Origin of the sequence: Micromonospora sp. WMMD558, from assembly GCF_049315255.1 — a bacterium.
Lineage (GTDB): Bacteria > Actinomycetota > Actinomycetes > Mycobacteriales > Micromonosporaceae > Micromonospora.
On record NZ_CP186061.1, the window covers coordinates 2555035 to 2580246 of the forward strand.

Consider the following 25212-nt stretch of genomic DNA (forward strand, 5'->3'; position numbering starts at 1 on the left):
CAGTGCGTGAGCAGGCTGTTGGCCCCGTGGACCTGCTGGAACAGCTCAACCTGACGAGCATATCCAGGCAATGTCCCGGTAACTCAAGTTCGCTTGTGAATACTTTCACGAACGCTCGCGATGTCAAGGGTGACGCTCGGAAAAACTCCGCGCGGTGAGCAAGCCCACAACCCATTTGTCCAGATTTGCCGGTGATCCAGTTACCCGGAGTACCACAGTCGAGGATCAATATAGTACGGTGCGCGTGACATTGCTGACATTTCCGGCACTCGCCCCCTCGGTGTCGCGCCCGCCGCCCGGGTGCGGCGGACCGGCGTGAACCTAGGGGACTACCCGAGACCTAGCAGATTACTCTCAGTGCCGCGGGTACGGAGGTAAATCTGACTTTCTCCCGCTCGCCCAGGTACTCGCCGTCGAGTTGGAAGGCCTGGGCGCGGCGCGCCACCAGGGTGAACTCGGCCACGTCGTGGAGCCGGAGCACCTGCTTGCCGTGCGGATCGGCCTGCCGGGAGAAGAACTGGCTCACCGTCCGTGTCGTGCTGGCCACCCGGAGTTGGCGAAGCGCGAACACGTCGAGGCCCAGGTCGAACGACGCCTCCGGATTCGGGTTCACCTCCCGGTCGCCCAGGTAGGTCCACGGTGCCGTGTTCTGGATGATGACGGTCGCCAGCTGTTCCTCGGCGACCTCGCCCGGCCGCTCCAGGCAGATGGCGGGATGGCGGCGGTCTGAGCCGAGGAAGTACTGGGCGACGGTCGACCGGAAGTAGAGGGCGGGGGTGGAGACGCGTCCCCGCCGGCGGGCCTGCTCGACGCGGTGGATGACGGCCGCGTCGACGCCGAAGCCCGCGCAGAACGTGAAGTAGCGGTCGTCCGCCCGGCCGAGACCGATCGTGCGGTGCCGGCCCAGGCGCAGACCTTCGAGGATCATGCTGGTCCCCTCCGGCCACTCCCGGGGCAGGCCGAGGGCCCGGGCGAAGACGTTCGTGGAGCCGCCCGGCACGGTGGCCAGCGCGGGCAACCGGTCGGCCGGGGACGCCCCGGCCGGTACGGTCGGCGGCTGCGCCGCCATCAGGCCGTTGACCACCTCGTTGACGGTGCCGTCGCCGCCGAGGGTGACCACCAGGTCGACGCCCTCCTCGGCCGCCTCGCGGGCCAGGGCCATGGCGTGCCCCCGGCGTCGCGTGTACCGCACGGAGAGGTCGACTTCGCTGCGCAGCGCCCGGACCAGCACGTCCCGGCTGCGCTCGCTGGTGGTGGTGGCCTTCGGGTTGACCACCAGGACGGCCCGCATGGGCGGCACTGTACCGCGCCGTGCCACCGGTATCGTGACGCGCGTGACCGTCGCCTCCGCCCCGATCCCCGGCCCGCTCCGCTGGGCCGTCCTGCTGCTGCGCGGCGAGGCGGTCGCCGTCGGACTGGTGGCCGTCTGGCTGTTGTGGGCCGACCTCACCGCACCCACCGTCGACCTGGCGTCGGCGCTGCTGGTGACGGCGTTCGCCGCCGGCTCCGCGGCCGCGCTCTGGGCGCTCGGCGGCGCGCTGGCCCGGCGGCGGGCGGGTGCCCGGGCGCCGGCGATCGTGCTTCAGCTCATGCTGCTGCCGATCGGCTGGTTCATGCTCCAGGGTGGGCTGGGCTGGCTCGGCGTGCCCCTGATGGCGCTGGGCCTCGCCGTGACCGCCCTGCTGGTGAGCACCCCGACCACCCGGGCGCTCGGCTTCGAGTGACCGGCGCGTCCGTCACCGGATGACCGGCCGGCCCGTCACCAACCGGAGGCGCGGCGGGTCAGCAGCGAGATCGTGGCCCGACCGTCGGTGGCGGTCGCGGAGGCCGAGGTGGTCAGCGCGGTCAGCACCTTCCAGGCGAAGGACGACTCGGCCGGCAGCTTCGCCCCACCGACGGTCGGCACGGTGACCTCGACGGTGAGCGCGTCGTCGGTGACCGAGAACCGGCAGTCCAGCTCGGCGTCCCGGGTGGCGATCGCGAGCAGCATCGCGCAGGCCTCGTCGACCGCGATGCGGAGATCCTCGATCTCGTCGAGGGCGAACTGGAGCCGCGCCGCGAGCCCGGCGGTGGCGGTGCGGAGCACCCCCAGGTAGCCGCCGTCGGCGGGCACCGTCAGGTGCACCACGTCGTCGTCGGTCGTCGGCTCGCCGGTCGTTGGAGTCACGCGTCATCCCCCCGGTCGGGGACTCTACCCGCTCGGTCCATCGTGTGCGGCGGGGGCGAGCGGCGTGCCCGGTGGGCGCGGGGCCGGCCGACGCGTACCGGCTCCATCGCCGGGGCGTCGCGCGGAAAGCGGCCGGCCGGCACGTCCCCGAGGACGTGCCGGCCGGAGTGCGCCGGTGCCGGAGCGCCGGGCGTCATGCCTGCTTGGTCTCCCAGAAGATCTTGGCGATCTCGTCGATCTTCTGGAGCAGCTGGTCGGCCTTGGCCGGGTCGGTCGCCCCCTTGGCGCCGGCCGCGCCGGCCAGCTTGGTGGTCTCGTTGAAGAGCTGGTGCAGGTGCGGGTACTTCTCGAAGTGGGCCGGCTTGAAGTAGTCGGTCCAGAGCACCCAGAGGTGGTGCTTGACCAGCTCGGCGCGCTGCTCCTTGATGATGATGGCGCGGGTGCGGTACTCCGGGTCGGTGTTGGCCTGGTACTTCTCGCAGATCATTTTCACCGACTCGGCCTCGATCCGGGCCTGCGCCGGGTCGTAGACGCCGCACGGCAGGTCGCAGTGGGCGCTGGCGGTCACGCGGGGCGTAAGGATGCGCGGAAGTCGCATCGGGATCCTCCATGGGAAGTTTGCGATGATCCAAGCCGACATTACTCCTGGACCGGGCTACCGAGGCCGGTGGAGGTGAAACCCATGTCCGCCCAACGTCCGGCCGGCGGCTCCCGGCTGCGGTGGCCGCTGGGGGCCGTGCTGGTGACCGGGCCCTCGATGGTGCCGACGCTGCGGCACGGCGACGCCGTCCTGGTGCGGCGCGGCGCCCGTCGCGTCCGCCCCGGGGACGTCGTGGTCGCGGTTTTCCGCAGCCGCCCCGACCTGCTGGTCGTCAAGCGCGCCGTCCGTCCCGAGGAGGGCGGCTGGTGGCTCGCCGGCGACAACCCTCTGGTCACCGACGACTCGCGGGCGTACGGGGTGGCGGACGTGCGGGCACGGGTGGTGGCGCGCTACTGGCCGCGCCCCCGGCTCTTCAGTCGCCGTCGAGTATGACCCTACTCACATCCCATGGGCGCGCTCGACACTATGCTCGGCAGGTGTCCGGGTGACCCCCCGCACCTCGCACCGCCGCTCGTCGCCTCACCTCGCGCCCCGACCGGTCGGTCCGTCTGCATCGACAGATCCTGGAGTCACCAATGTCACCGTCCACCGTGGACCCCGCTGATCCCGTCTTCCGGCTGCACCGGGGCGGCAAGATGGCCGTCGCCTCGACCGTCCCGCTGACCAGCCGGGAGGACCTCTCCCTCGCGTACACGCCGGGCGTGGCCCGGGTGTGCGAGGCGATCGCCGCCGACGCGCGCCTCGCCGACGAGTACACCTGGACCGGCCACACCGTCGCGGTCGTCACCGACGGCTCGGCCGTACTCGGTCTGGGCAACATCGGCCCGCGCGCCGCGCTGCCGGTGATGGAGGGGAAGGCCGTGCTGTTCAAGCAGTTCGGCGGGGTGGACGCGGTACCGGTCTGCCTGGACACGCAGGACGTGGACGAGATCGTGGCGGTGGTGCGCGCCCTCGCGCCGTCCTTCGGCGGGATCAACCTGGAGGACATCAGCGCCCCGCGCTGCTTCGAGATCGAGCGACGCCTGGACGAGGCGCTGGACATCCCGGTCTTCCACGACGACCAGCACGGCACCGCCATCGTCGTGCTCGCCGCGCTGCGCAACGCCGCCACGCTGCTCAACCGCAAGCTCGGTGACCTGCGGGTGGGAGTCAGCGGCGCGGGCGCCGCCGGCGTGGCCGTGACGAAGATGCTGATCGCCGGCGGGGTCAACCCGGAGCAGGTGGTGGTCTGCGACTCCCGGGGGATCATCGGGCCGCACCGCGAGGGGCTCACCGGCACGAAGGCCGAGCTGGCGGAGCTGACCAACGCCGACGGCCGGCAGGGCGACATCACCGAGGCGCTGCGCGGGGCGGACGTGCTCATCGGTGTCTCCGGCGGGGAGATCCCGGAGGCGGCGGTCGCCGGCATGGCACCGGGCGGGATCGTCTTCGCCCTGGCCAACCCCACCCCGGAGGTGCACCCGGAGGTGGCCGCCCGGCACGTCGCGGTGGTCGCCACCGGCCGCAGCGACTACCCCAACCAGATCAACAACGTGCTCGCCTTCCCCGGCGTGTTCCGGGGCGCGCTCGACGCCCGCGCCACCCGGATCACGGACGGCATGAAGGTCGCCGCCGCGGACGCGATCGCCGGGGTGGTCGCCGAGTCGCTGACGGCGGAGGCGATCGTCCCGTCCCCGCTCGACCCGCGGGTGGCGCCCGCGGTCGCCGAGGCGGTGGCCGAGGCCGCCCGCCGCGACGGCGTGACGCGCTGACGGAGTACGCAAGGGCCCCTTCCTATCGCGTTTCGCACAGGAAGGGGCCCTTCTTCACGCCCGTTCAGCTTGTTACCGTGCCGATCATGCGTGCCGCCTTCGCCTCCCGCTTCGACGACGCCAACCCGCTCGCCGCGCTCACCGTCGGCGAGCGGCCCGAGCCGGAGCACCCGGCCGACGACTGGGTGACCATCCGGGTCACCGCCAGCTCGCTCAACCACCACGACCTGTGGTCCCTGCGCGGCGTCGGGCTGCGTGCGGAGCAGCTGCCGATGATCCTGGGCTGCGACGCCGCCGGTGTCGACCCGGACGGCGCCGAGGTGGTCGTCTACCCGGTGATCCCCACCCCCGGCGACCCGCGTGGCATCTCGATCCTCTCCGAGCACTTCCCGGGCACCCTGGCCGAGCGGGTGGCCGTACCCCGGTCGAACCTGCTGCCGCTGCCGGCGGGCCTCGCGCCCGCGGACGCGGCCTGCCTGCCCACGGCCTGGCTGACCGCGTGGCGGATGCTCACCACCAAGGGCCGGGTCGACGAGGCCGACGCCGTGCTGGTGCAGGGCGCCGGCGGGGGCGTGGCCACCGCGGCCGTCGCGCTCGCCGCGGCGATGGGCAAGCGGGTGTACGCCACCAGTCGCGACGCCGCCAAGCGGGAGCGCATCGCGGCGCTCGGCGCGACCGCCGTCGAGCCGGGCGCCCGGCTGCCGGAGCGGGTCGACGTGGTGGTCGAGACGGTCGGCGCGGCCACCTTCGACCACTCGCTGAAGTCCGCCGCGCCGGGGGCCCGGATCGTCGTCTCCGGCGCCACGGCCGGGCACGAGCCGAAGGTCAACCTGCGCCGCGTGTTCGCCATGCAGTTGGAGATCCTGGGCACCTCGATGGGCACCCCGGACGAGCTGACCGACCTGCTGGCCTTCTGCGCCGAGCGCGGCGTGCGCCCGGTCGTGGACAGCGTGGTGCCGTTCTCGAAGGTCGAGGACGCGTTCGCCCGCCTGCACTCCGGCGACGTCTTCGGCAAGGTCGTGGTCGACCACACGGCCTGACGCCGCGGCGCTCAGAGGCGGTTGTCCAGGGTTGCGATGTCGCCGCGGGCGGCGTCGGTCGGGATGCGGCGCTTCGCGGTCTCGTCCCCGTAGAGCGTCCAGCGCAGGAACTCCACCGTCGTGTCGGAGACCACCCGCAGCGAGGTGCCGTCGCTGAGCAGGGCGCGGCCGTGGTCGCCCTTCGGGAGGCTGAGCAGCGCCTTCGGCCAGGGCACCTTCTCGTACACGGCCTTGCCGGCGGCGTACTCGACCACCTCGTCGGCCTCGCCGTGCACGAAGAGCTGCGGGGCGGCGGCACCCGCGAACGCGGTGCCCACACCCAGGGCGGTGCCCGCGAAGACCACCCCGGCGTCGAGCCGCTCGTCCCGGCCGGCGGTGAACAGCCCGATCGTGGTCACCCCGCCCGCCGAGTGCCCGGCCGCCGCCACCCGCTCGGTGGCGAGCCGGCCGCGCAGCGGGTCACCCGCCGTCGCGTCCAGGCGGAGGACGGCGTCGAGGGCGTACGACACGTCGGCGGGCTGGTTGAGCACGTCGAGCACGTTGCCGTCGCCGCCCCGGGCGGTGTGCGGGAACGTCGGGGCGGCCACCACGAACCCGGCCTCCGCCCAGCGGGTCAGCAGCGGCGCGTAGTCCGCGGGCCGCCCGCCCAGGCCGTGGCTGAACATGACCACCGGGAACTTCCCGTCGGCCGCGTCCACGGACTTCCGTGGGGCGCCACCGGTCGCGCCGGCCGCCGGGTACCAGACGGTCACCGGCAGCTTCCGGCTCCCGTCGCGGGTCAGGGCGAGCTGCCGTACGCCGACGGCGAAGGTGCGCTCGGGCGCGCTGCCTGCGAGCGCCGGTGCGCCGGTGGCCGCGGGTGGCGTCGGGGTGGCCAGGGTCGGCGGTGCCGCCGGGGCGGCCGGCCGGTCCGTGGAGCACCCGGCCAGGCCGGCCGCGACCAGGGCGCCGGCGAGCAGAGCAGGGGTGAGGCGACGCGACATGGCTCCGATTGTGCCTCGCCCGGCGGGCCCGCCCATCGGAGATCGACGGGCTGTGCCGGTGCCGGCCGCAGCGGGTGAGGTCGGGCGGGGCCGGCTCAGGTCGTCAGCCGGTGCTCGAACGCCGTCACGCCGGGGGAGAGCGCCGCGCCGGTCAGCCGGCGGCGGGCGGCCGGGTCGCCGTAGAGGGTCCAGCGGAGGAACTCGGTCGTGGCGGCGAGGACCTGGTCGAAGCCCCGCCGGCCCGGCCCCAGGTACTCGCCGTGGCCCTGCCCGAGCAGGCTCAGGAACGCCGCCGGCCCGGAGGCGCGGTCGTACGCGGCACGACCGACCCGCAGCGGGACGACGCGGTCCGCCGTGCCGTGCACGAAGAGCAGCGGCGCGGCCGGATCGGCGCGACCACCGGCCATCCCGCCGCCCGCGATCACGATGCCGGCCCGCAACCGGGCGGAGTGGCCCGGGGTGAACATGCCGGCCGTCGTGAAGCCGCCGGCGGAGTGGCCGGCGGCGGCGAACCGGGCCACGTCCAGGTGCCCGGCGAGGGGGTCACCGCGCCGGGTGTCCAGGCGGACGAGATGCCGGATCAGCCGCCATGCGTCGGCCGGCTGGTGCCGGACGTCCGCTCGGCTGAACCGGGGAGCGCCGCGCCGGGTGTGCGGGTACGCCGGTGCGGCCACCACGAACCCGGCGGCGGCCCAGCGGGTGACCAGGCCGGCGTGCAGGCGCGGCAGGCTGTCCAGCCCGTGGCTGTAGACGACGACGGGGAACCGCCCGTCGGCCACGGCGGCGCCCTCGGCCGGGTACCAGAGGGTCACCGGCAGGGGCCGCGCCGAACCCGGGTCGAGGGTGAACGTACGCACGCCGACGGCGTACGGGCTCCCGGGCGCCGGGTGCGCCGGCGGCGGCCCCCCGGTGACGGAGGTGGCCGGCGCGCAGCCCGCCAGCAGCAGCGCCGCCAGCAGCGCGGCGACCAGCCGTTGCACTCCCACGGATCCACGGTAGGTCTCCGGGTGCCCCGGCCGGTCCCGCCGACCGGTCCGCGTCCGCGCACCACCCGGCCGGAACACCTCCACCGCCCGGCTCGACCTGTGGGATCCACGCGCGCCGGGGCCCGGCTACGTCGACGCCCTTCGCTATGGTCGGGCGCATGCCTGAGAACTACTCCGACCCGGCCGGCAACACCGAGGCGTTCCGCGCCTTCGCGAACACGCCCGAGCCGCCGGCGCCGGCCGCCGGTCGGGCGCCGCTGCTCGTCGGCGCGGTGGTGGCCGCGGTGGTGCTGGTCGTCCTGGCCGCCTGGCTGGCCCTGGGCTGAGCCGGCGCGTCAGCGCGAGCCCGCGGCCACCGCGCGCGCCGCGCGGGCGATCTCCCGCTCCTCGTCGGTGCCGATCACACAGACCGTCACCTCCGCGCCGTCCGGGGAGATGACACGGTCGCCGCTGCCGGCGTTACGGCCCGGGTCGACGGCGATGCCCAGCCGCTCCAGGCCGGCCAGCGCCGCCGCGCGCACCGGGGCGGCGTGCTCGCCGACGCCCGCGGTGAAGGTGACCGCGTCCACTCGGCCGAGCAGGGCGTAGTACGCCCCGACGTAGGCGGTGATCCGCCGGCAGTACACGTCGAAGGCGAGGGCGGCGTCCCGGTCGCCGTCGGCCCGGCGCGCCAGCACCTCGCGCATGTCGTTGGCGCCCGCCAGCCCCAGCAGGCCGCTGCGGTGGTTGAGCAGGTCGTCGATCTCGTCGACGCCCAGCCCGCCCTCCCGGCGCAGGTGGAAGATCACCGTCGGGTCCAGGTCGCCGCTGCGGGTGCCCATCACCAGGCCTTCGAGCGGGGACATGCCCATCGAGGTGGCCACGCTCCGCCCACCGGCCACCGCGGTGACACTGGCCCCGTTGCCGAGGTGCAGGGTGATCGTGTTGATCTCCTCGTACGGGCGGCTGAGCAGTTCCGCGGTGCGCCGGGAGACGTACGCGTGCGACGTGCCGTGGAAGCCGTACCGCCGGACGCCGTACCGGGTGGCCGTGTCCCGGTCGATCGCGTACGTGGCGGCGGCCTCGGGGAGCGTGGTGTGGAAGGCGGTGTCGAAGACGGCGACCTGCGGCAGGTCCGGCAGTGCCGCCCGGGCGACCTCGATGCCGGCCAGGTTGGCGGGGTTGTGCAGCGGCGCCAGCGGCACCAGGGCCCGGATGGCGGCGAGCACCTCGTCGTCGATCAGGACCGGCTCGCCGAAGCGCCGCCCGCCGTGCACCACCCGGTGCCCGACCGCCACCAGCCCGGCCAGGTCGAGACCGTCGAGGATCTGCCGGACCGCCGTCGCGTGGTCGGGCGGACCGCCGCCGGGCTCGCCGATCCGCTCGACCGTGCCCTTGCCCCGGATTTCGTCGCCGTCGTAGAGCCGCCACTTCACCGACGACGACCCGCAGTTGAGCACCAGCACCCGCTCGGTCACGCGACCTCCTCCTCCGACGACGCGGCGGCCTGGATCGCGGTGATCGCGACCGTGTTGACGATGTCGGGAACGGTCGCGCCCCGGGACAGGTCGTTCACCGGCCGGCGCAGGCCCTGCATGACCGGCCCGACCGCCACCGCGCCGGCCGACCGCTGCACCGCCTTGTACGTGTTGTTGCCGGTGTTGAGGTCCGGGAAGATGAAGACCGTCGCCCGGCCGGCCACCTCGCTGCCGGGCAGTTTCGTCGCCGCCACCGCCGGGTCGATCGCCGCGTCGTACTGGATCGGGCCCTCCACCAGCAGGTCCGGTCGGCGTTCCCGGACCAGCAGGGTGGCCGCCGCGACCTTCTCCACGTCCGCGCCGGCGCCGGAGGCGCCGGTGGAGTACGACAGCATCGCCACCCTCGGCTCGATGCCGAACCGGGCGGCGGTGTCGGCCGACGAGATCGCGATGTCGGCGAGTTGGGCGGCGTCCGGGTCGGGGTTGACCGCGCAGTCGCCGTACACCAGGACACGGTCGGCGAGCAGCATGAAGAAGACGCTGGACGCGACGGACACCCCCGGCATGGTCCGGATGATCTCGAAGGCGGGGCGGATGGTGGCGGCGGTGGTGTGGGTCGCGCCGGAGACCATGCCGTCGGCGTACCCGGTCTGCACCATCATCGTGCCGAAGTAGTTGGGCTGGGCCACGATGTCGTGGGCCAGGTCCAGCGTGACCCCCCGGTGGGCGCGCAGCTTCGCGTACCCGGCGGCGAACTCGTCGCGCCACCCGCTGGTGACCGGGTCGACCACCCGGACGCCGGCGATGTCGACACCCAGTTCCCGGGTGCGCCGGGCGATGTCGTCGGGCCGGCCGAGCAGGGTCAGGTCGGCGACGCCCCGGCGCAGCAGGATCTCGGCCGCCCGCAGGATCCGCTCCTCCGAGCCCTCGGGCAGCACCAGGTGCCGGCGCCGCGCCCGGGCGCGGTCGATCAGGTCGTACTCGAACATCAGCGGCGTAACCCGCTCGGAGCGGCTGACCCGCAGCCGGCGGGCCAGGTCGTCGGTGTCCACGCAGCGCTCGAAGGCGCCGAGCGCGGCCTCCACCTTGCGCGGGTTGCCGGCGCTGGGCCGGCCCTCGATCCGGCTGGACGCGGCGACCGTGTCGTAGCTGTCGCTGGGCACCGAGAGCACCGCGAGCCCCGGCTTCAGCCGCTCCACCAGCCGCATCGCGCGCGGGTCCGGCCGCTCGCCGAGGGTGAGGACCAGCCCGGACAGCGAGACCTGCCCGGCCACGTGCGCCGCGCTCGTGGCGACCAGGAGGTCGTCCCGGTCGCCCGGCATGATCACCAGGGCGCCCTCGGTGAGGTGGTCGAGCAGGGTCGGCACGTGGGCCGCGCCGACCACGTAGTCGAGCACGTCGCGGCTGAGGGCGGCGTCGTCGCCGGCGAGCAGCGTGGCGCCGAGCGCCGCCGCCACCTCGGCGACCGTCGGCGCCGACACGCTCGGCACCTCCGGAATCGCGTACGTGGGGACCGGCAGGTCGGGCAGCGGCATCGGCTCCGCCATCCGGTTGGCGACCACCGCCAGCACCGTCGCGCCGAGGTCCTCCAGATCGTGGTACGCCCGGCGCGCCGACGCCGAGATGGCGGCCGGCTGCTGCCCGTACCCGTCGACGACCGGGACCACGACGCTGCCGAACTCGGTGGCGAGCCGCGCGTTGAAGGCCAGCTCGCGGGGGCCGGCGCCGGCGCCGCCGTCGGCGAAGTCGCTGCCCACCACGACCACCGCCGGGCAGCGGCGCTCCACCTCGCGGTAGCGCGCCACGATCCCGGAGATCAACTGCTCCCGCCGCCCGTCGGCGACCATCGCGGTGGCCTCGGCGTACGTCGCGCCGGCCAGATCCGCGGGCGGCAGCTCGATCCGGTACCGGTCGGCGAGCAGGGCCAGGATGGGATCCGGGGTGGCTCCGCCGACCAGCGGGCGGAACGCCCCGATCCGTTCGACCTGCCGGGACAGCAGTTCGGCGAGGCCGAGGGCGACCGTCGACTTGCCCCCGCCGGACCCCACGCTGGTGACGTACACACTCCGGGCCACGAGATCCACCCTAGGAGATCGGCGTGCCCCCCGCCCGGGTCCTGCGTCCCGGGCCGTCGGTCACTCGTCGTCCTCGTCGTCGAGACGGGCCAGGTACGTGGCGAGACGCTCGATCGGCGTCTCGAACTCGGGGTTCAGGTCGACGAAGTCGCGCAGGCGCTCGGCCAGCCACTCGATGCTGATCTGCTCGTCGCCGCGTCGCTCGACCAGTTCCTCGATCCCACGGTCGGTGAAGTACATGTGCGTTCCTCGTCTGTGGTGGCGCGACGGCGGCGGGGCAGGGACGACCGTCCCTGCCCCGCCGCCGTGCGTGGTGCGTTACGGGCGGGGGAGGGCCGCCTCGATCAGCGCCTGCTGCTCGACGTCGTGCATCTTGGCCGAACCGACCGCCGGGGCGGCCGCGGCCGGACGGGAGATGCGGCGCAGCCGGACACCGTCGAGGTGCTCCAGCATGTTCAGCGCGACGAACGACCAGGCGCCCTGGTTGGCCGGCTCCTCCTGGACCCAGGCGAAGTCCTCCGCGTTCGGGTACGTCGCGAGGGCGGCCCGGATCTCGTCGACCGGGATCGGGTACAGCTGCTCGACCCGGATGATCGCGGTGTCGGTGACGCCGCGCTCCTGCCGGGCCTGGAACAGGTCGTAGTAGACCTTGCCCGAGCAGAGCAGCACCCGCTTCACCTGCTCCGGTGCCGGGGCCCCGCCGTCGGGCAGCACCGGCTGGAAGGTGCCGGTGGTGAAGTCCTCGACCTGCGAGATGCAGAGCCGGTGCCGCAGCAGGGACTTCGGCGTGAACACCACCAGCGGCTTCCGCTTCGGCGACAGGGCCTGGCGGCGCAGCAGGTGGAAGTAGTTCGCCGGGGTGGTCGGGATCGCCACCCGCATGTTGTCCTCGGCGCAGAGCTGGAGGAACCGCTCCGGGCGGCCGGAGGTGTGGTCCGGGCCTTGGCCCTCGTGGCCGTGCGGCAGCAGCAGGGTGACCGCCGAGCGCTGGCCCCACTTCACCTCGCCGGAGGAGATGAACTCGTCGATGACCGACTGGGCGCCGTTGACGAAGTCGCCGAACTGGGCCTCCCAGCAGACCAGCGCGTTGACGTTCTCCACCGAGTAGCCGTACTCGAAGCCCATCGCCGCGTACTCGCTGAGCAGCGAGTCGTGCACGAAGAACCGGGACCGCTCGCCGTCGCCGGTGAGCGACTTCAGCGGCAGGTAGTCGTCGCCGGTCCGAGCGTCGACGACCGAGGCGTGCCGCTGCACGAACGTGCCGCGGCGCGAGTCCTGGCCGGCGAGCCGGACGGTGACCCCGTCGTGCAGCAGCGAGCCGAAAGCGATGATCTCGCCGAAGCCCCAGTCGATGTTGCCCTCGACGGACATCTTGGCCCGCCGGTCGAGCAGCTGCTGGATCCGCTTGTGCGGGGTGAAGCCCTCCGGCAGGTTGACGTGCGCCTCGCCGATCGCCTTGACGACCGCGGTGTCGGTGGCGGTCTCGACCTGCGGCTCCGGCTCCTCCTTTCGCTTGGGGCGGGAGAGCTGGCGCGGCGTGGTGGCGGCGTCGCGGGTGGCCTTGAAGACCCGCTCCAGCTGCGCCTGGTAGTCGCGCAGCAGCTCCTCCGCGTCCTCCACGGTGATGTCACCCCGCCCGATCAGCTCCTCGGTGTAGAGCTTCCGCACCGAGCGCTTCGAGTCGATGATCTTGTACATCTGGGGGTTGGACATCGACGGGTCGTCGCCCTCGTTGTGTCCGCGCCGCCGGTAGCAGACCAGGTCGATCACGACGTCCTTGTTGAACGCCTGCCGGTACTCGAAGGCGAGCCGGGCGACCCGGACCACGGCCTCCGGGTCGTCACCGTTGACGTGGAAGATCGGCGCCTGGATCATCCGGGCCACGTCGGTGCTGTAGAGGCTGGAGCGGCTGTACTCCGGGGCGGTCGTGAAGCCGACCTGGTTGTTGACCACGACGTGCACGGTGCCGCCGGTGCGGTAGCCGCGCAGCTGGGACAGGTTGAGCGTCTCGGCGACCACGCCCTGGCCGGCGAACGCGGCGTCACCGTGCACCGCCAGCGGCAGCACGGTGTAACCCTCCAGCTTGAGGTCGATCCGGTCCTGCTTGGCCCGGACGATGCCCTCCAGCACCGGGTCGACGGCCTCCAGGTGCGACGGGTTCGCCACCACCGAGACCTTCACCGCGTGCTCGCCGTCCGGCGTGGTGAACTTGCCGTTCTGGCCGAGGTGGTACTTGACGTCGCCGGAGCCCTGGGTGGAACGCGGGTCCAGGTGGCCCTCGAACTCGGAGAAGATCTTCTCGTACGGCTTGCCGACGATGTTCGCCAGCACGTTGAGCCGGCCCCGGTGCGCCATGCCGATGACGACCTCGTCCAGCCCGCCCTCGGCGGAAGCCTCCAGCACCTCGCCCAGCAGCGGGATCAGCGACTCGCCGCCCTCCAGCGAGAACCGCTTCTGGCCCACGTACTTGGTCTGCAGGAAGGTTTCGAACGCCTCCGCGGCGTTGAGCCGGTTGAGCACGTGCTTCTGCTCCTCCGGCGACGGCTTCTCGTACCGGCGCTCGACCCGCTCCTGGATCCAGCGCCGCTCCTCCGGGTCCTGGATGTGCATGTACTCGATGCCGACCCGGCGGCAGTACGAGTCGCGCAGCACACCGAGGACCTCGCGCAGCTTCATCCGCTGCCGGCCGGCGAAGCCGTTCACCGGGAAGACCCGGTCCAGATCCCACAGGGTCAGCCCGTGCTGGAGGACGTCCAGGTCCGGGTGCTTGCGGATCTTGAACTCCAGCGGGTCGGTGTCGGCCATCAGGTGGCCGCGCACCCGGTACGCGTGGATCAGCTCGTGCACCCGCGCGGTCTTGTTGATCTGGCCCTCGCCGTCGATCGCGACGTCGCGCATCCAGCGCACCGGCTCGTACGGGATGCGCAGCGAGGTGAAGATCTGGTCGTAGAAGCCGTGCTCGCCGAGCAGCAGCTCGTGCATCACCTTCAGGAACTCGCCGGACTGCGCGCCCTGGATGATGCGGTGGTCGTACGTGCTGGTCAGCGTGATGACCTTGCTGACCGCCAGCTCCGCGAGGGTGGCCTCGCTCATGCCCTGGTACGGCGCCGGGTACTCCATCGCGCCGACGCCAATGATCGCGCTCTGGCCGGTCATCAGTCGCGGCATCGAGTGCACGGTGCCGATGCCGCCCGGGTTGGTCAGCGAGATGGTGGTGCCGGAGTAGTCCTCCATCGTCAGCTCGTTCTTCCGAGCCCGGCGGACGACGTCCTCGTACGCCTGCCAGAACTGCCGGAAGTCCATCTGCTCGCAGGCCTTGATGGAGGGCACCACCAGGTTGCGGCTGCCGTCCGGCTTGGTCAGGTCGATGGCGATGCCCAGGTTGACGTGCTCGGGGCGGACCAGCACCGGCTTGCCGTCGACCTCGGCGTACGAGTTGTTCATCTCCGGGTGCGCCACCAGCGCGCGGACCAGCGCGTACCCGATCAGGTGGGTGAAGCTGACCTTGCCACCCCGCCCGCGGGCCAGGTGGTTGTTGATCACGATGCGGTTGTCGACCAGGAGCTTGGCCGGGACGGCGCGCACGCTGGTCGCGGTCGGCACGCTCAACGACGCGTCCATGTTCTGGACGATCTTGGCGGCGACGCCGCGCAGCGGCGTGGTCTGCGGGCCGGCGGCGGTCGGGGCGGCGGCCTTCGCCGGTGCGGCCTTGGCCGGGGCCGGCTTGGCGGCGGCCTTCTGCGCCGTGGGCTTGGCCGGAGCCGGCTTCGCCTCCTCCTTGCGCGCGGGCTGCGCGACGGTCGCGGCGGCCTCCTGCTGGCCGGACGGCTCGGGCTTGGCGGCCGGCTTCGGGGCGGGCTGCTCGGCACGCGGCGTCGCGGCGCCCGGTGCGGGCCGGTAGTCCGCGAAGAAGTCGTGCCAGGCCGGGTCGACGCTGGTGGGGTCGGTGAGGTACCGCTGGTACATCTCTTCGACGATCCACTCGTTCGGGCCGAAACCCGCCAGTGGGTTCTCCTGCGAAGTCTGCTGGGTCGACACGGCCGGTAATCGCCTCTTTCACGCGGGTTGTGTGTCACGCGGTGCGCCCTTTCCTCCGGGCGCGCGGAGTCGGGTCCCAGGCTACGCCGTACGGAACCCGCAGGCATTTCCGCCTCCGTCGCGTGGTCCGTTTCACAGAAGATGCCAGAAGTTCGGCAAACGCTGCGTACGCCGTCGATGACTGGTATGCGGAACTGAGTATCCGTACCGAATGCCGCACCCCGGGCGTGCCGGCACGCTGACCGTGGCGGTCGCCGTGGCGGTCAGCGCTGTCGGGGCGGCGGCCCTCGGGGTGGGCTCGTGAGGAGGCTCGGCCTTCCCGCGCTCTTCTTCGGCTGGCTCTACGGGGTGCCGTTCCTGCTGATCACCGGCCTGATCCGGCGAGCCTCGGACCCGTACGCACCGACCCGCGAGGCGGCGCGGGCGTTCGGCGCGACCACCGACGCGTTGCTGATCGGCGGGCTGGTCCTCAACGCGGTGCTCCCGCTGGTCGGGCTGCTGCTCGCGGCACGGGCCGACGACGCGTACTGGCGGCGGCACTTCGTCGGCGCGGGCGTCGGCGTGGTGGCGGTCTACCTGGTCACGGCGGTGGCGAGCAGCATGGTGGCCACCACCCTGATCGGCCACACCCCGGCGGACGAGGAACCGGCGCCGAGGGTCACCCAGTGCATCCCGGTCAGCGGCGGCCGGGGCTGCCCCGGCGGGTGACGCGGGCGACGTGGCCGGGGGCCGGCCCGCGACGCGGTGGCGGGAACGGTGCCGCCCCCGCCACCACGCGCGTCAGGAGATGTCCCGCCGACGTACGGTCAGCGTGCCGATCACGCCGGCCACCACCGCGTACCCGATCAGCACCGCGGCGCCCGCCCAGCGCGGCGGGTTGCCCGGGATCTCGGCTCCGGTGACCATCAGGCCGGAGGCGAGGGAGGGCACCAGGAGCTGGAGGTTGTTGATCCAGTCCCCGAAGCGGGCTGCCAGCGTGCTGATGACGATGACCGCGCCGATCGTGCCACCCAGGTAGAGCAGGATGCCGGTGACGGTGGCCCCGATCTGGCTGCGGATCAGCACCCCGATCCCGACGCCGAGGATCGCCCACAGCAGGTACGCCAGGGCGTTCAGCCCGACCGCCTCCCACGCCGCGCTCCCGAACCGGGCACCGACCCCGACCGACTCCAGCACCGCCGAGCCGACCAGCAGGTTCGCGCCGGTCGTGACCAACCAGAAGATCAGCCCCAGGACGGCCGTGGCCACCAACTTGGCCGCCATCACGGCGCTCCGGTGCGGTGTCGTGAGGAACGTGGTGGTGACGGTCTGGTGGAAGAACTCGTTGGTCACCACCAGGATGCCGAGCAGCATCACCATCAGCAGGCCGAAGAACTGGCCGTTGGTGTAGAGGTTCGCGGCCAGATTGTCCGGGAGGGCGACCGCCGCCACGGTGTCGGCCTGGTCCTCCGGCACCTGGCCGAGATTCCCGTTCACCAGCTGATCCGTCTGGATGTAGTTGAAGAACAGGGTGAGGCCCCACAGCGGCAGGTAGATCAGCGCCAGGATCCACCACAGGTTGGTGGTACGGATCTTCGCCAGCTCGGCTCGGACGAGGTTCATCGGATGTCCGCCTTTCCGGCCGTCAGCTCCAGGAACACGCCCTCGAGGTCGGGCCGTTCCGTGGTGAGTTCGTGCAGCTCGACACCGGCGGCCAGGGCCGCCCGGCCCACCGTCGGCGCGTCCACACCGCCGACCAGCAGCGTCCCGTGCTCGTCGACGTCCACGGTGGCCGGGCCGTCCTTCAGCGCGGCGGTCAGCGTGTCGGCCTGCGGCGTGCGGACGCGTACCCGCACGCCCTGCGCCATCGACCCGATCACCTGGTCCACCGGGCCCTGCCGGACCAGCCGGCCAGCGGCGATGATCACCACGTCGTCGGCGAGGAGCTGCATCTCGGACAGCAGGTGGCTGGAGACCAGCACCGTGCGTCCCTCGGTGGCCAGGCTCTTGAGGAAGCCGCGCATCCACCGGATGCCCTCCGGGTCGAGGCCGTTCGCCGGCTCGTCCAGGATCAGCACCCGCGGGTCGCCGAGCATCGCGGCGGCGATGCCCAGCCGCTGCTTCATGCCGAGCGAGTAGCCCTTGAACTTGCGCTTCGCGGCCGGCGTCAGCCCGACCAGCGCCAGCGCCTCGTCGGCCCGGGACTTCGGCAGGCCGGCGGCCGCGCAGATCACCCGCAGGTGGTTGATCCCGGTGCGGCCCTTGTGCGCGCTGGACGCCTCCAGCACCGCCCCCACGTGCCGCAGCGGATCGGTCAGGTCGGCGTACCGCCGGCCACCGATGGTCGCCTGGCCGCCGGTCGGGGTGACCAGGTTCAGCAGCATGCGGAGCGTGGTCGTCTTACCGGCGCCGTTCGGGCCGAGGAAGCCGGTGACCCGGCCCGGCTCGACCGTGAAGGACAGGTCGTCGACCGCGCGGACGTTGCGGTAGACCTTCGTCAGGCCGGACACCACGATCTGACCGTCGCTGGTGGGGCTTCGCTGCCCGTCAGACATTCTTCTCCCCTCGTGTGGTGGCGTCGGGGTACGCCGCTGCACAGCGTGACCGGCCGGCGCAACCAAATCAATCAGGCGCGGTCCGTACCCGCACCTCCGTCTCGCGGCGGAGGCGGCTACTCCTGAGGAACGACCCGCCGTGGTGTCGGGGAGGGGTTCCGTCGGCCAGGAGCCCCTCCTCCGCCGTCACACCGCGATCCAGGTGGCGCGGGCCCAGGCGAGGAGGGTCCCGTCCGGGGCGTACAGGCTGCTGTGCACCTCGGCCTTCCGGCCCTCGGCGCCCGCCGTCAGCCCGGTCACCACGCACTCGGCGCCCGGCTGCGGCAGCGCTTCGACCACGGCGGCGATCCGACCCAGCACGTACGGCCGGCCGGGCGCGATCACCGACCAGCCGCCGGGGCAGTCCAGCGCCGCCCAGACGGTCACCGCGTCGACGTCGTCCGGCACCCGGAACGGCGCGGCGGTGCGGCCGTCGGGCAGCGGACCGGGAAAGATCCGCAGGCCGTCGGCCCGCTCCGGGCCGCAGACGAAGCAACCGGGGAAGGGGTGGTCCACCAGCCCGGCGTACCCGGCCGCGGCCGCCCGCGCCGTCGCCAGGTCGACCGGCTGCACGACGGTGCGGAACCCCGGGACCGGACGGACCTCCGCGACCAGCTGCCCGTCCGGGTCGCGGACCTCGGTCCCGTGCCGGGTCAGCGGGGTCTCCAGCGGCGGCGGCCGCCGCAGGGTCACCTCCACCGCGGCGTCGGCCGCGCCGGGCCGGCCTGCCCGCAGGCCCGGGTCCCCGGCCGCGAACGTCCCCGCGCTCCACCCGCCGTTGCCCGAGCCGGGCGGCCCGTTGTACCGCGCACCGATGATCATGCCCGCACCTCCGGTCGGCGGCGCCGGCCCCGTCGCCGGCCCACCCGGGGGCAGCCTCCCACGTCCGCCCGTCGACGTCGCCGGGCGGTCACGGCAGCCGGCCGCCCACCGCCGTTCACCCGATCGACACTCCTCACCACCGTGACCGGCAACCCGAGCCCCCTACACAGAACTCATGGCCGTTCTGCCCGCCGCTGGCGCACCCCTCACGACCAGCGGGTACACGCTGTTGATCGCCGACGACCCCAACCAGGTCGCGGCCGCGCAACGCCTCCGACACGAGGTCTTCGCCACCGAGTTGGGCGCCACCCTGCGCCCCGGCGCGGGTGACCTGGACGTCGACGACTTCGACCAGTACTGCGACCACCTCATCGTGCGGCAGGAGAGCAGCGGTGAGGTGGTCGGGACGTACCGCCTGCTGCCGCCGGGCCGCGCCGACCGCCGGTACGCCGAGGACGAGTTCGACCTGACGCCGCTGGACCCGCTCCGCGACGACCTGGTGGAGGCCGGCCGGTCCTGCGTACACCCGGACCACCGCTCCGGCGCCGTGATCAACCTGATGTGGGCCGGCATCGCCCGCTACCTGCACCTGCGTGGCGTCCGCTGGCTCGGCGGCTGCGCCTCGGTCCCGGTGGCCGACGGGGGACGGGCGGTCGCGGAGGTGTGGGCCCTGGCGCAGGCGAAGCACCTGGCTCCGCCGCCGCTGCGGGTCCGCCCGCTGCGCCCCTGGTTCGCCGAGCCCGGCGTGCCCACCGGCGCGGTCGGGGGCGCGCAGGCGCGGGCACTGGTCCCGCCGCTGCTCCGCGGCTACCTGCGCCTCGGCGCGTGGGTCTGCGGCGCGCCGGCCTACGACCCGGACTTCGGGGTCGCCGACTTCTACGTGCTCTTCTCCCTGGACCGGATGAATCCCCGCTACCTGCGGCACTTCCTGGGCGAGGTGGAGCGGTGACCGCCGTCGTGTACGACCTCTGGCGGCCGACCTCCGGGTGTGGCCCGACCTGCCTGCCGGTGCCCGGCGACGTGCCCGACGTCTCCGCCGCGCGGCGGCTGGGCCGGATGGTCGCCGGGCTGGGGATGCTGCTCGCCGGTGCCGGCCTGGCGGTGCTGCTTCCGCTGCTGCCCGCTCGCGAGCGGGAGGCCGCGATCCGCCGCTGGGCGCGGGCCACCGCCCGGGCCGTCGGCGTGCGCCTGGTGGTCCGGGGCCGGCTGCCCCGGCGGCGCGCGCTGCTGGTCGCCAACCACGTGTCGTGGCTGGACATCCTGGCGGTGCTGGCCGCGTCGCCGGCCCGGATGATGGCCAAGAGCGAGGTGCGGGCGTGGCCGCTGATCGGTCAGCTCGCCGGTGTCGCCGGGACCGTCTTCGTGGACCGGGCCCGGCCCCGGGACCTGCCGGACACGGTGACGCGGCTGGCCGCCCTGCTGCGCTCCGGGCGGGCGGTCGCCGTCTTCCCGGAGGGCACCACCTGGTGCGGCGACGCGGGGGACTGCCGGCCGGCCGGCGGGTTCCGGCCGGCGATGTTCCAGGCCGCGATCGACGCGGGTGCCCCGGTGGTGCCGCTGCGGATCGGCTACCGGTGCGCGGCCACCGACACGGCCACCACCGCGGCGGCCTTCCTGGGCGACGAGACCCTGTGGCGGTCGCTGCGGCGGGTGCTCGCCGCCCGCGACCTGGTGGTGACGGTGACCGTCACGGCGGCCCTGCATCCGGCGGCGGACGCCGACCGGCGGGTGCTGGCCCGGGCCGCCGAGTCGGCCGTGCACCTGGTGCCGTCCCGGGTGCCCCGGGCCGCGGCGCTGCACGCGCTGCCGACCCGGCTGGTGGTCGCGGAGCGGGAGCTCGACCTGGCGGCCTGAGCCTCACAGATTCTTTTCAGCGACCGCCCAGGCGGGGCGCAGCCTGAGCGCGGATGATGGGCCGCATGGCCGCTACCCAGACCGAGGCGCGACTGCTCGTCGTCGAGGACGACCCCAACATCCTCGAACTGCTCTCCGCGAGCCTGCGGTTCGCGGGTTTCGACGTGGCTACCGCCACCAGCGGCAGCGCCGCGCTGAACGTCGCGAAGGACCACCGCCCCGATCTGGTCGTGCTGGACGTCATGCTGCCCGACCTCGACGGATTCGAGGTCATCCGGATGATGCGCGAGGGCGGCACCCGGACGCCGGTCGTCTTCCTCACCGCCCGGGACGCCACCGACGACAAGATCCGCGGCCTCACCCTGGGCGGCGACGACTACGTCACCAAGCCGTTCAGCCTGGAGGAGCTGACCGCGCGGATCCGCGCCGTGCTGCGGCGTACGAGCACCGGCGAGCAGGCGCCGTCCCGGCTCACCTTCGCCGACCTGGAGCTGGACGAGGAGACCCACGAGGTGTACCGGGCGGGCCAGCGGGTGCAGCTGTCGCCGACCGAGTTCAAGCTGCTGCGCTACCTCATGCTCAACGCCAACCGGGTGCTGTCCAAGGCGCAGATCCTCGACCACGTGTGGAACTACGACTTCCGGGGTGACGACAACATCGTCGAGTCGTACATCTCGTACCTGCGGCGCAAGGTCGACAACACCCAGCCCCGGCTGATCCACACGCTCCGTGGGGTGGGGTACGTCCTTCGCAAGCCGGCGGCGTGAACGTCGTCCAGCAGGCGAAGCTCCGGCTCCGCAGCGTCCCGCTCCGCGTCAAGCTGGTCACCGCGGTCCTCGCGCTGGTGGCAGCCGCGCTGCTGGTGATCAGCTCGCTGACCACCTACTTCCTGCGCAGCTATCTGATCGACCAGGTGGACGCGGACCTGCGCTCGGCGAGCGGCAGCGTGACGAGCTGGGCCGCGACGCTGCGGCCGGGCCAGAAGGTCCAGTTCAGCCTGCCGAGCGACTACGTGCTGCTCACCGTCGCGGACGGCCAGGCGACCGCCTTCTTCTACAACCCGGAGATGGACCAGCAGGACCTGCCGAACTGGCCGCGCACGGAGGAGGGGTTCCGGGACCTGGTCGGGGACCCGCGCACCGTCCGGTCGCAGGACGGTCACAGCCGGTGGCGGATGCTCTACCTCGAACTGCCGGACGGTCAGGTGGCGGCCGTCGGCCAGCACCTCACCGACGTGGACCTGGCCGTCAAACGGTTGGTCTGGATCGACCTTCTGGTCGGTGGTGCGGTGCTGATCCTGCTCGCGTCGATCGGCGCGGCGATCGTCCGGACCAGCCTCAAACCGCTCGTGGAGATCGAGCAGACCGCCGCCGCCATCGCCGGCGGCGACCTGACCCGGCGGGTGCCCGACCCGGAGGCGGGGCAGGAGTGCCCCACCTCGGAACTCGGGCGGCTGTCCCGGGCGCTCAACGCGATGCTCACCCAGATCGAGGCGGCCTTCACCGCCCGCGCCACGTCCGAGGCGGCCGCCCGGGCCGCCGAGTCCACCGCCCGGGACGCCGCGGCGAACGCCCGCGCGTCCGAGGCCCGGGCCCGTCGCTCCGAGGAGCGGATGCGGCAGTTCGTCGCGGACGCGTCGCACGAGCTGCGCACCCCGCTGACGACGATCCGGGGCTTCGCCGAGCTGTACCGGCAGGGCGCCGCCCGCGAGCCCGAGCAGACCGGCGACCTGCTCCGCCGGATCGAGGACGAGGCAGCCCGGATGGGGCTGCTCGTCGAGGACCTGCTGCTGCTCGCCCGGCTGGACCGCGAACGCCCGCTCTCGCTCGCCCCGGTCGAGCTGCCGGTGCTGGCCACCGACGCGATCGAGGCCGCCCGGGCGGTGGCCCCGGACCGCCGGATCGAGCTGGACATCGTCCCGGGCTCCGGGCGCCTGGTGGTGTACGGCGACGACGCCCGGCTGCGGCAGGTGATCGGCAACCTGGTGACGAACGCCCTGACGCACACCCCGCCGGACGCGTCGGTGACCCTGCGGCTGCGGTCCGAGCCGGGCAACCTCGCGGTGGTGGAGGTGGCCGACACCGGCCCGGGGCTCTCACCGGAGCAGGCGGAGCGGGTCTTCGAGCGCTTCTACCGGGCGGACGCGGCGCGGACCCGCCGGCCCGGCGGGAACACCGGCACCGGGCTCGGGCTGGCGATCGTCGCCGCGCTGGTGGCCGCCCACCACGGCACCGTCGAGGTGGTCGAGACGCCGGGCGGGGGCGCCACGTTCCGGGTGCGGCTGCCCCTGGTACCGGACACGGACGGCGACGACCTGTGACTTTCAGCCAACCTTCAGGCGGGTTCCAGGCTGGTCGCAGTGGCGGGGGAGAAGGTGGATCCATGACCGAGTACGAGTCCGACCCGCAGCGCCGGCCGGCCCCCACCGACGCCGAGCCGTCGCCCCCCACCGCCGAGCTGCTCCGCGTCGAGCGCGCGCAGTCCGACTCCGCCCCGGGCAGCCCCGCGGTCACCGACCCCGCCGCTCCGGGCACCACCGGCCCCGCCGCCCCGCTCGCCGCCGAGGCCGGTCCGGCGACCTCCGGTACCCCGGAGACCGCTGCCCCCGGCTCACCGGCCGCCCCCGGCACCCCGCCGGCAGCCACCCCCTCCGCCCCGCCGTACCCGGCGTCCGGCCAGCCCGGCGCCGCGCCGTCCGGCGGCCACCCGTACGGCGGCTACCAGCAGGGCCGCTACCCGGCTGCTCCCTGGTACCCCGGCAACCAGCCCGGCTGGAGTGGGGGCCAGCCGGGGGCGGCGTACGGTCCGCAGCCGCAGCATCCGGGCGCCCCGGCGCACCACCACGCCGGCCCGCAGCCGCACCTCGCCGGGCAGCCCCTGCCGCCGTGGGCGGCGCCGCAGACCGGCCCGCGTACCAGTCCGGGCCGCGTCGCGAAGTTCGCCGGAGCGGGTGTCGCGGTGCTCGCCCTGATGTTCGGCTCCGGCGTCGCCGGCGGCGCGCTGGCGCTCGCCCTCGACGGCAACTCCGGCATCACCCGCACCTACTCGGCCGCGCCGGTCATCAACAGCGCCGACCTGCCGCGCATCGCCGCCGAGGTGCAGCCGAGCGTGGTCTCGATCACCACCGGCAACGGCGAGGGCTCGGGCGTGATCCTCACCGCCGACGGCTTCGTGCTGACCAACAACCACGTGATCGCGTCGGCGAGCGGTAACACCGTCCGGGTGATCTTCGCGGACGGCGAGACCGCCCAGGCCCGGATCGTCGGCACCGACCCGAAGACCGACCTGGCCGTCCTGAAGGCGTCCGGGGTGAGCGGGCTGAAGCCGGCGACCTTCGGCGACAGCGACGGGATGCAGGTCGGCGACCAGGTCCTCGCCCTGGGCAGCCCGCTTGGCCTGCAGGGGTCGGTGACCGCCGGCATCCTCAGCGCGCGGGACCGCACCATTCAGGCCGGCCGCCCCCAGCAGCAGGACCCGCGCCAGGGGGTCAGCTCGATCTCCGGGCTGCTCCAGACCGACGCGCCGATCAACCCCGGCAACTCCGGCGGCGCGCTGGTGAACACGCGCGGCGAGGTGATCGGCATCAACACCGCCATCGCCACCGCCGGCCAGGGCAGCACGGGCAACATCGGCGTCGGATTCGCCATCCCGAGCAACAAGGCCAAGGACGTCGCGGTCAAGCTCCAGCGGGGCGAGAAGGTCAGCCACCCGACGCTCGGCGTCAGCGTGAACGCCGCCGAGGGCGGCGGGGCGCTGGTGGCCGCCGTCACCCCGGGCAGCGCCGCCGAGAAGGCCGGCCTCCAGCGCGGCGACGTGATCACCCGCTTCGGCGACAAGGTGATCAACGACTCCGACGATCTGGTCGGTGCCGTCCAGGCCGGCAAGGTCGGGGACCGGGTCGAGGTGACCTACAAGCGCAACGGCGCCGAATCGACGGCAACCGTGACGCTCGCTGAAGCGTCCTAACGGTTACGAACTTTCCTCCTCCCTCCTGCGGCGGGTGGCGGAGCCAAGGGGGTTGGCTCCGCCACCCGCCGCGCTCCTTCCGCCGGCGGCGGTTCACCCGGTGCGGGTGAGCCGCCGTCACCCGTACCGCGGGCACCGTGGGAGCACGAGGACCCGTGAGGCGTACGGAGGAAGCGATGACCACCACCGCCGTCCGGACCGACGCGCAGATCCAACGGGACGTGCTGGACGAACTCGCCTGGGACCCCCGCGTCGAGCCGCAGGAGATCGGGGTCAGTGTCGACGACGGGGTGGTGACGCTGACCGGCTGCGTGGACAGCTACGCCCGGAAGTGGGCGGCGCGGCGGTGCGCGCAGCGCGTCCGGGGCGTCCGGGGGATCGCCGACGACCTGGAGGTCCGCATCCTCGGCGACGAGCAGTACACCGACGGGGAGATCGCGATCGCCGTCAGCCGGGCGCTGGAGTGGGACAGCTTCGTGCCGGCCGAGCGGCTGGACGTGACCGTGGCGAACGGGTGGGTGATGCTCCGCGGTGAGGTGGAGTTCGGCTGGCAGCGGCGGACCGCCGAGATGGAGGTTCGGCGCCTGCGCGGCGTACGTGGCGTGACGAACCTGGTGGAGGTGCGGCCGGCGGCCCGGCCGGACGGCGAGCGGATCCGGGGCGACGTCCAGCGGGCGCTGCTGCGCGGGATCGGCACCGAGCGGGTGACCGTCGAGGTGGACGGTGACACGGTGATCCTCGGTGGGGTGGTGCGCTCGTGGTGGGAACGGGACCAGGCCGAGCGTGTGGCGTGGTCCGCCGACGGTGTCCGCGACGTACGCGACGAGCTGCTCATGGGCGGCTGACTGCCCGGCTTGTCCGGTTTAGCCGGGTCGTCGCCGGGAAACCGACCGCCACGC

23 protein-coding genes and 2 pseudogenes are annotated in these 25212 nt (G+C 73.5%); 13 read left to right on the forward strand and 12 right to left on the reverse strand.

What is annotated here, in order from left to right; genetic code table 11:
- Window positions 1-340: 340 nt before the first annotated feature.
- Window positions 341-1291: a diacylglycerol/lipid kinase family protein gene (locus ACN26Y_RS12505; protein WP_155330446.1), complete on the reverse strand. Its 951-nt coding sequence runs from the start codon at window positions 1289-1291 to the stop codon at window positions 341-343.
- Window positions 1292-1334: 43 nt separating this feature from the next.
- On the opposite strand from ACN26Y_RS12505, the gene ACN26Y_RS12510 reads away from it, so the two are divergent.
- Entirely contained in the window at window positions 1335-1724 is a 390-nt protein-coding gene (locus ACN26Y_RS12510) for a hypothetical protein (protein ID WP_155330447.1), read from the forward strand.
- A 35-nt stretch (window positions 1725-1759) separates the two neighbouring features.
- On the opposite strand, the gene ACN26Y_RS12515 is transcribed toward ACN26Y_RS12510, so the two are convergent.
- Entirely contained in the window at window positions 1760-2167 is a 408-nt protein-coding gene (locus ACN26Y_RS12515) for an ATP-binding protein (protein ID WP_155330448.1), read from the reverse strand.
- 193 nt (window positions 2168-2360) lie between these two features.
- Complete coding sequence (gene sodN, locus ACN26Y_RS12520; protein ID WP_155330449.1) at window positions 2361-2765, reverse strand: superoxide dismutase, Ni; 405 nt, start codon at window positions 2763-2765, stop codon at window positions 2361-2363.
- 84 nt (window positions 2766-2849) lie between these two features.
- Here sodN and ACN26Y_RS12525 point away from each other — a divergent pair, with 84 nt between their 5' ends.
- From ACN26Y_RS12525 to ACN26Y_RS12535, 3 genes are all read left to right on the forward strand, one after another.
- The gene (locus ACN26Y_RS12525) at window positions 2850-3200 is read left to right on the forward strand and encodes a S24/S26 family peptidase (protein ID WP_155330450.1); all 351 of its coding nucleotides are present in this window, start codon (window positions 2850-2852) and stop codon (window positions 3198-3200) included.
- 143 nt (window positions 3201-3343) lie between these two features.
- Window positions 3344-4519: an NAD(P)-dependent malic enzyme gene (locus tag ACN26Y_RS12530; protein WP_155330451.1), complete on the forward strand. Its 1176-nt coding sequence runs from the start codon at window positions 3344-3346 to the stop codon at window positions 4517-4519.
- A gap of 77 nt (window positions 4520-4596) precedes the next feature.
- Entirely contained in the window at window positions 4597-5559 is a 963-nt protein-coding gene (locus ACN26Y_RS12535) for a zinc-binding dehydrogenase (protein ID WP_155330452.1), read from the forward strand.
- 11 nt (window positions 5560-5570) lie between these two features.
- Here the strand turns inward: ACN26Y_RS12535 and ACN26Y_RS12540 are convergent, their stop codons facing one another.
- Together ACN26Y_RS12540 and ACN26Y_RS12545 are read right to left on the reverse strand one after the other, a co-directional pair.
- Complete coding sequence (locus ACN26Y_RS12540; protein ID WP_422734743.1) at window positions 5571-6542, reverse strand: alpha/beta hydrolase family protein; 972 nt, start codon at window positions 6540-6542, stop codon at window positions 5571-5573.
- A gap of 95 nt (window positions 6543-6637) precedes the next feature.
- Window positions 6638-7528, reverse strand: a complete 891-nt coding sequence (locus tag ACN26Y_RS12545) for an alpha/beta hydrolase family protein (RefSeq protein WP_155330454.1) — start codon at window positions 7526-7528, stop codon at window positions 6638-6640.
- Window positions 7529-7686: 158 nt separating this feature from the next.
- Between ACN26Y_RS12545 and ACN26Y_RS12550 the strand changes: the two genes are divergently transcribed.
- Window positions 7687-7854, forward strand: a complete 168-nt coding sequence (locus ACN26Y_RS12550) for a hypothetical protein (protein WP_196255844.1) — start codon at window positions 7687-7689, stop codon at window positions 7852-7854.
- Between the two features lie 9 nt (window positions 7855-7863).
- Here ACN26Y_RS12550 and ACN26Y_RS12555 read toward each other — a convergent pair whose 3' ends face one another.
- The 4 genes from ACN26Y_RS12555 to ACN26Y_RS12570 all read right to left on the reverse strand — a co-directional run bounded on the left by ACN26Y_RS12555 (window position 7864) and on the right by ACN26Y_RS12570 (window position 15098).
- Window positions 7864-8985: an acetate/propionate family kinase gene (locus ACN26Y_RS12555; protein ID WP_422734744.1), complete on the reverse strand. Its 1122-nt coding sequence runs from the start codon at window positions 8983-8985 to the stop codon at window positions 7864-7866.
- Window positions 8982-11069, reverse strand: coding sequence for a phosphate acetyltransferase (gene pta / locus ACN26Y_RS12560; RefSeq protein ID WP_155330456.1), 2088 nt, complete (start codon window positions 11067-11069; stop codon window positions 8982-8984). The genes ACN26Y_RS12555 and pta overlap by 4 nt, the downstream gene beginning before the upstream one ends.
- A 51-nt stretch (window positions 11070-11120) precedes the next feature.
- Entirely contained in the window at window positions 11121-11300 is a 180-nt protein-coding gene (locus ACN26Y_RS12565; protein ID WP_155330457.1) for a DUF6104 family protein, read from the reverse strand.
- Window positions 11301-11378: 78 nt separating this feature from the next.
- Entirely contained in the window at window positions 11379-15098 is a 3720-nt protein-coding gene (locus ACN26Y_RS12570) for a multifunctional oxoglutarate decarboxylase/oxoglutarate dehydrogenase thiamine pyrophosphate-binding subunit/dihydrolipoyllysine-residue succinyltransferase subunit (protein ID WP_422734745.1), read from the reverse strand.
- A gap of 300 nt (window positions 15099-15398) precedes the next feature.
- On the opposite strand from ACN26Y_RS12570, the gene ACN26Y_RS12575 reads away from it, so the two are divergent.
- Window positions 15399-15806, forward strand: a complete 408-nt coding sequence (locus ACN26Y_RS12575) for a hypothetical protein (protein ID WP_155330459.1) — start codon at window positions 15399-15401, stop codon at window positions 15804-15806.
- A gap of 72 nt (window positions 15807-15878) precedes the next feature.
- On the opposite strand, the gene ACN26Y_RS12580 is transcribed toward ACN26Y_RS12575, so the two are convergent.
- From ACN26Y_RS12580 to ACN26Y_RS12590, 3 genes are all read right to left on the reverse strand, one after another.
- Window positions 15879-16700, reverse strand: a complete 822-nt coding sequence (locus ACN26Y_RS12580) for an ABC transporter permease subunit (protein ID WP_155330460.1) — start codon at window positions 16698-16700, stop codon at window positions 15879-15881.
- The gene (locus tag ACN26Y_RS12585) at window positions 16697-17632 is read right to left on the reverse strand and encodes an ABC transporter ATP-binding protein (RefSeq protein WP_155330461.1); all 936 of its coding nucleotides are present in this window, start codon (window positions 17630-17632) and stop codon (window positions 16697-16699) included. The genes ACN26Y_RS12580 and ACN26Y_RS12585 overlap by 4 nt, the downstream gene beginning before the upstream one ends.
- Window positions 17633-17818: 186 nt before the next feature.
- Entirely contained in the window at window positions 17819-18493 is a 675-nt protein-coding gene (locus ACN26Y_RS12590; protein WP_422734746.1) for a hypothetical protein, read from the reverse strand.
- A 175-nt stretch (window positions 18494-18668) separates the two neighbouring features.
- Here ACN26Y_RS12590 and ACN26Y_RS12595 point away from each other — a divergent pair, with 175 nt between their 5' ends.
- From ACN26Y_RS12595 to ACN26Y_RS12625, 7 genes and pseudogenes are all read left to right on the forward strand, one after another.
- A complete protein-coding gene (locus tag ACN26Y_RS12595) occupies window positions 18669-19442 on the forward strand; it encodes a GNAT family N-acetyltransferase (RefSeq protein WP_155330463.1) in 774 nt (257 codons plus the stop codon).
- Entirely contained in the window at window positions 19439-20347 is a 909-nt protein-coding gene (locus ACN26Y_RS12600) for a lysophospholipid acyltransferase family protein (RefSeq protein ID WP_422734747.1), read from the forward strand. Before ACN26Y_RS12595 ends, ACN26Y_RS12600 begins: the two co-directional genes overlap by 4 nt.
- A 65-nt stretch (window positions 20348-20412) precedes the next feature.
- Window positions 20413-21114: a response regulator transcription factor gene (locus ACN26Y_RS12605; RefSeq protein WP_155330465.1), complete on the forward strand. Its 702-nt coding sequence runs from the start codon at window positions 20413-20415 to the stop codon at window positions 21112-21114.
- Window positions 21111-21276 (forward strand): annotated as a pseudogene (locus ACN26Y_RS12610) (two-component sensor histidine kinase); the annotation flags it as partial. The gene ACN26Y_RS12605 and the pseudogene ACN26Y_RS12610, both read left to right, overlap by 4 nt.
- A gap of 179 nt (window positions 21277-21455) precedes the next feature.
- Window positions 21456-22667: pseudogene (locus ACN26Y_RS12615) on the forward strand (HAMP domain-containing sensor histidine kinase); the annotation flags it as partial.
- Window positions 22668-22729: 62 nt separating this feature from the next.
- Window positions 22730-24313 carry a S1C family serine protease gene (locus ACN26Y_RS12620; RefSeq protein ID WP_155330467.1) on the forward strand — a complete coding sequence of 528 codons (1584 nt, stop codon included), beginning with the start codon at window positions 22730-22732 and terminating at the stop codon, window positions 24311-24313.
- 176 nt (window positions 24314-24489) lie between these two features.
- Window positions 24490-25158, forward strand: a complete 669-nt coding sequence (locus tag ACN26Y_RS12625; protein ID WP_155330468.1) for a BON domain-containing protein — start codon at window positions 24490-24492, stop codon at window positions 25156-25158.
- The last annotated feature ends 54 nt before the right edge of the window (window positions 25159-25212 follow it).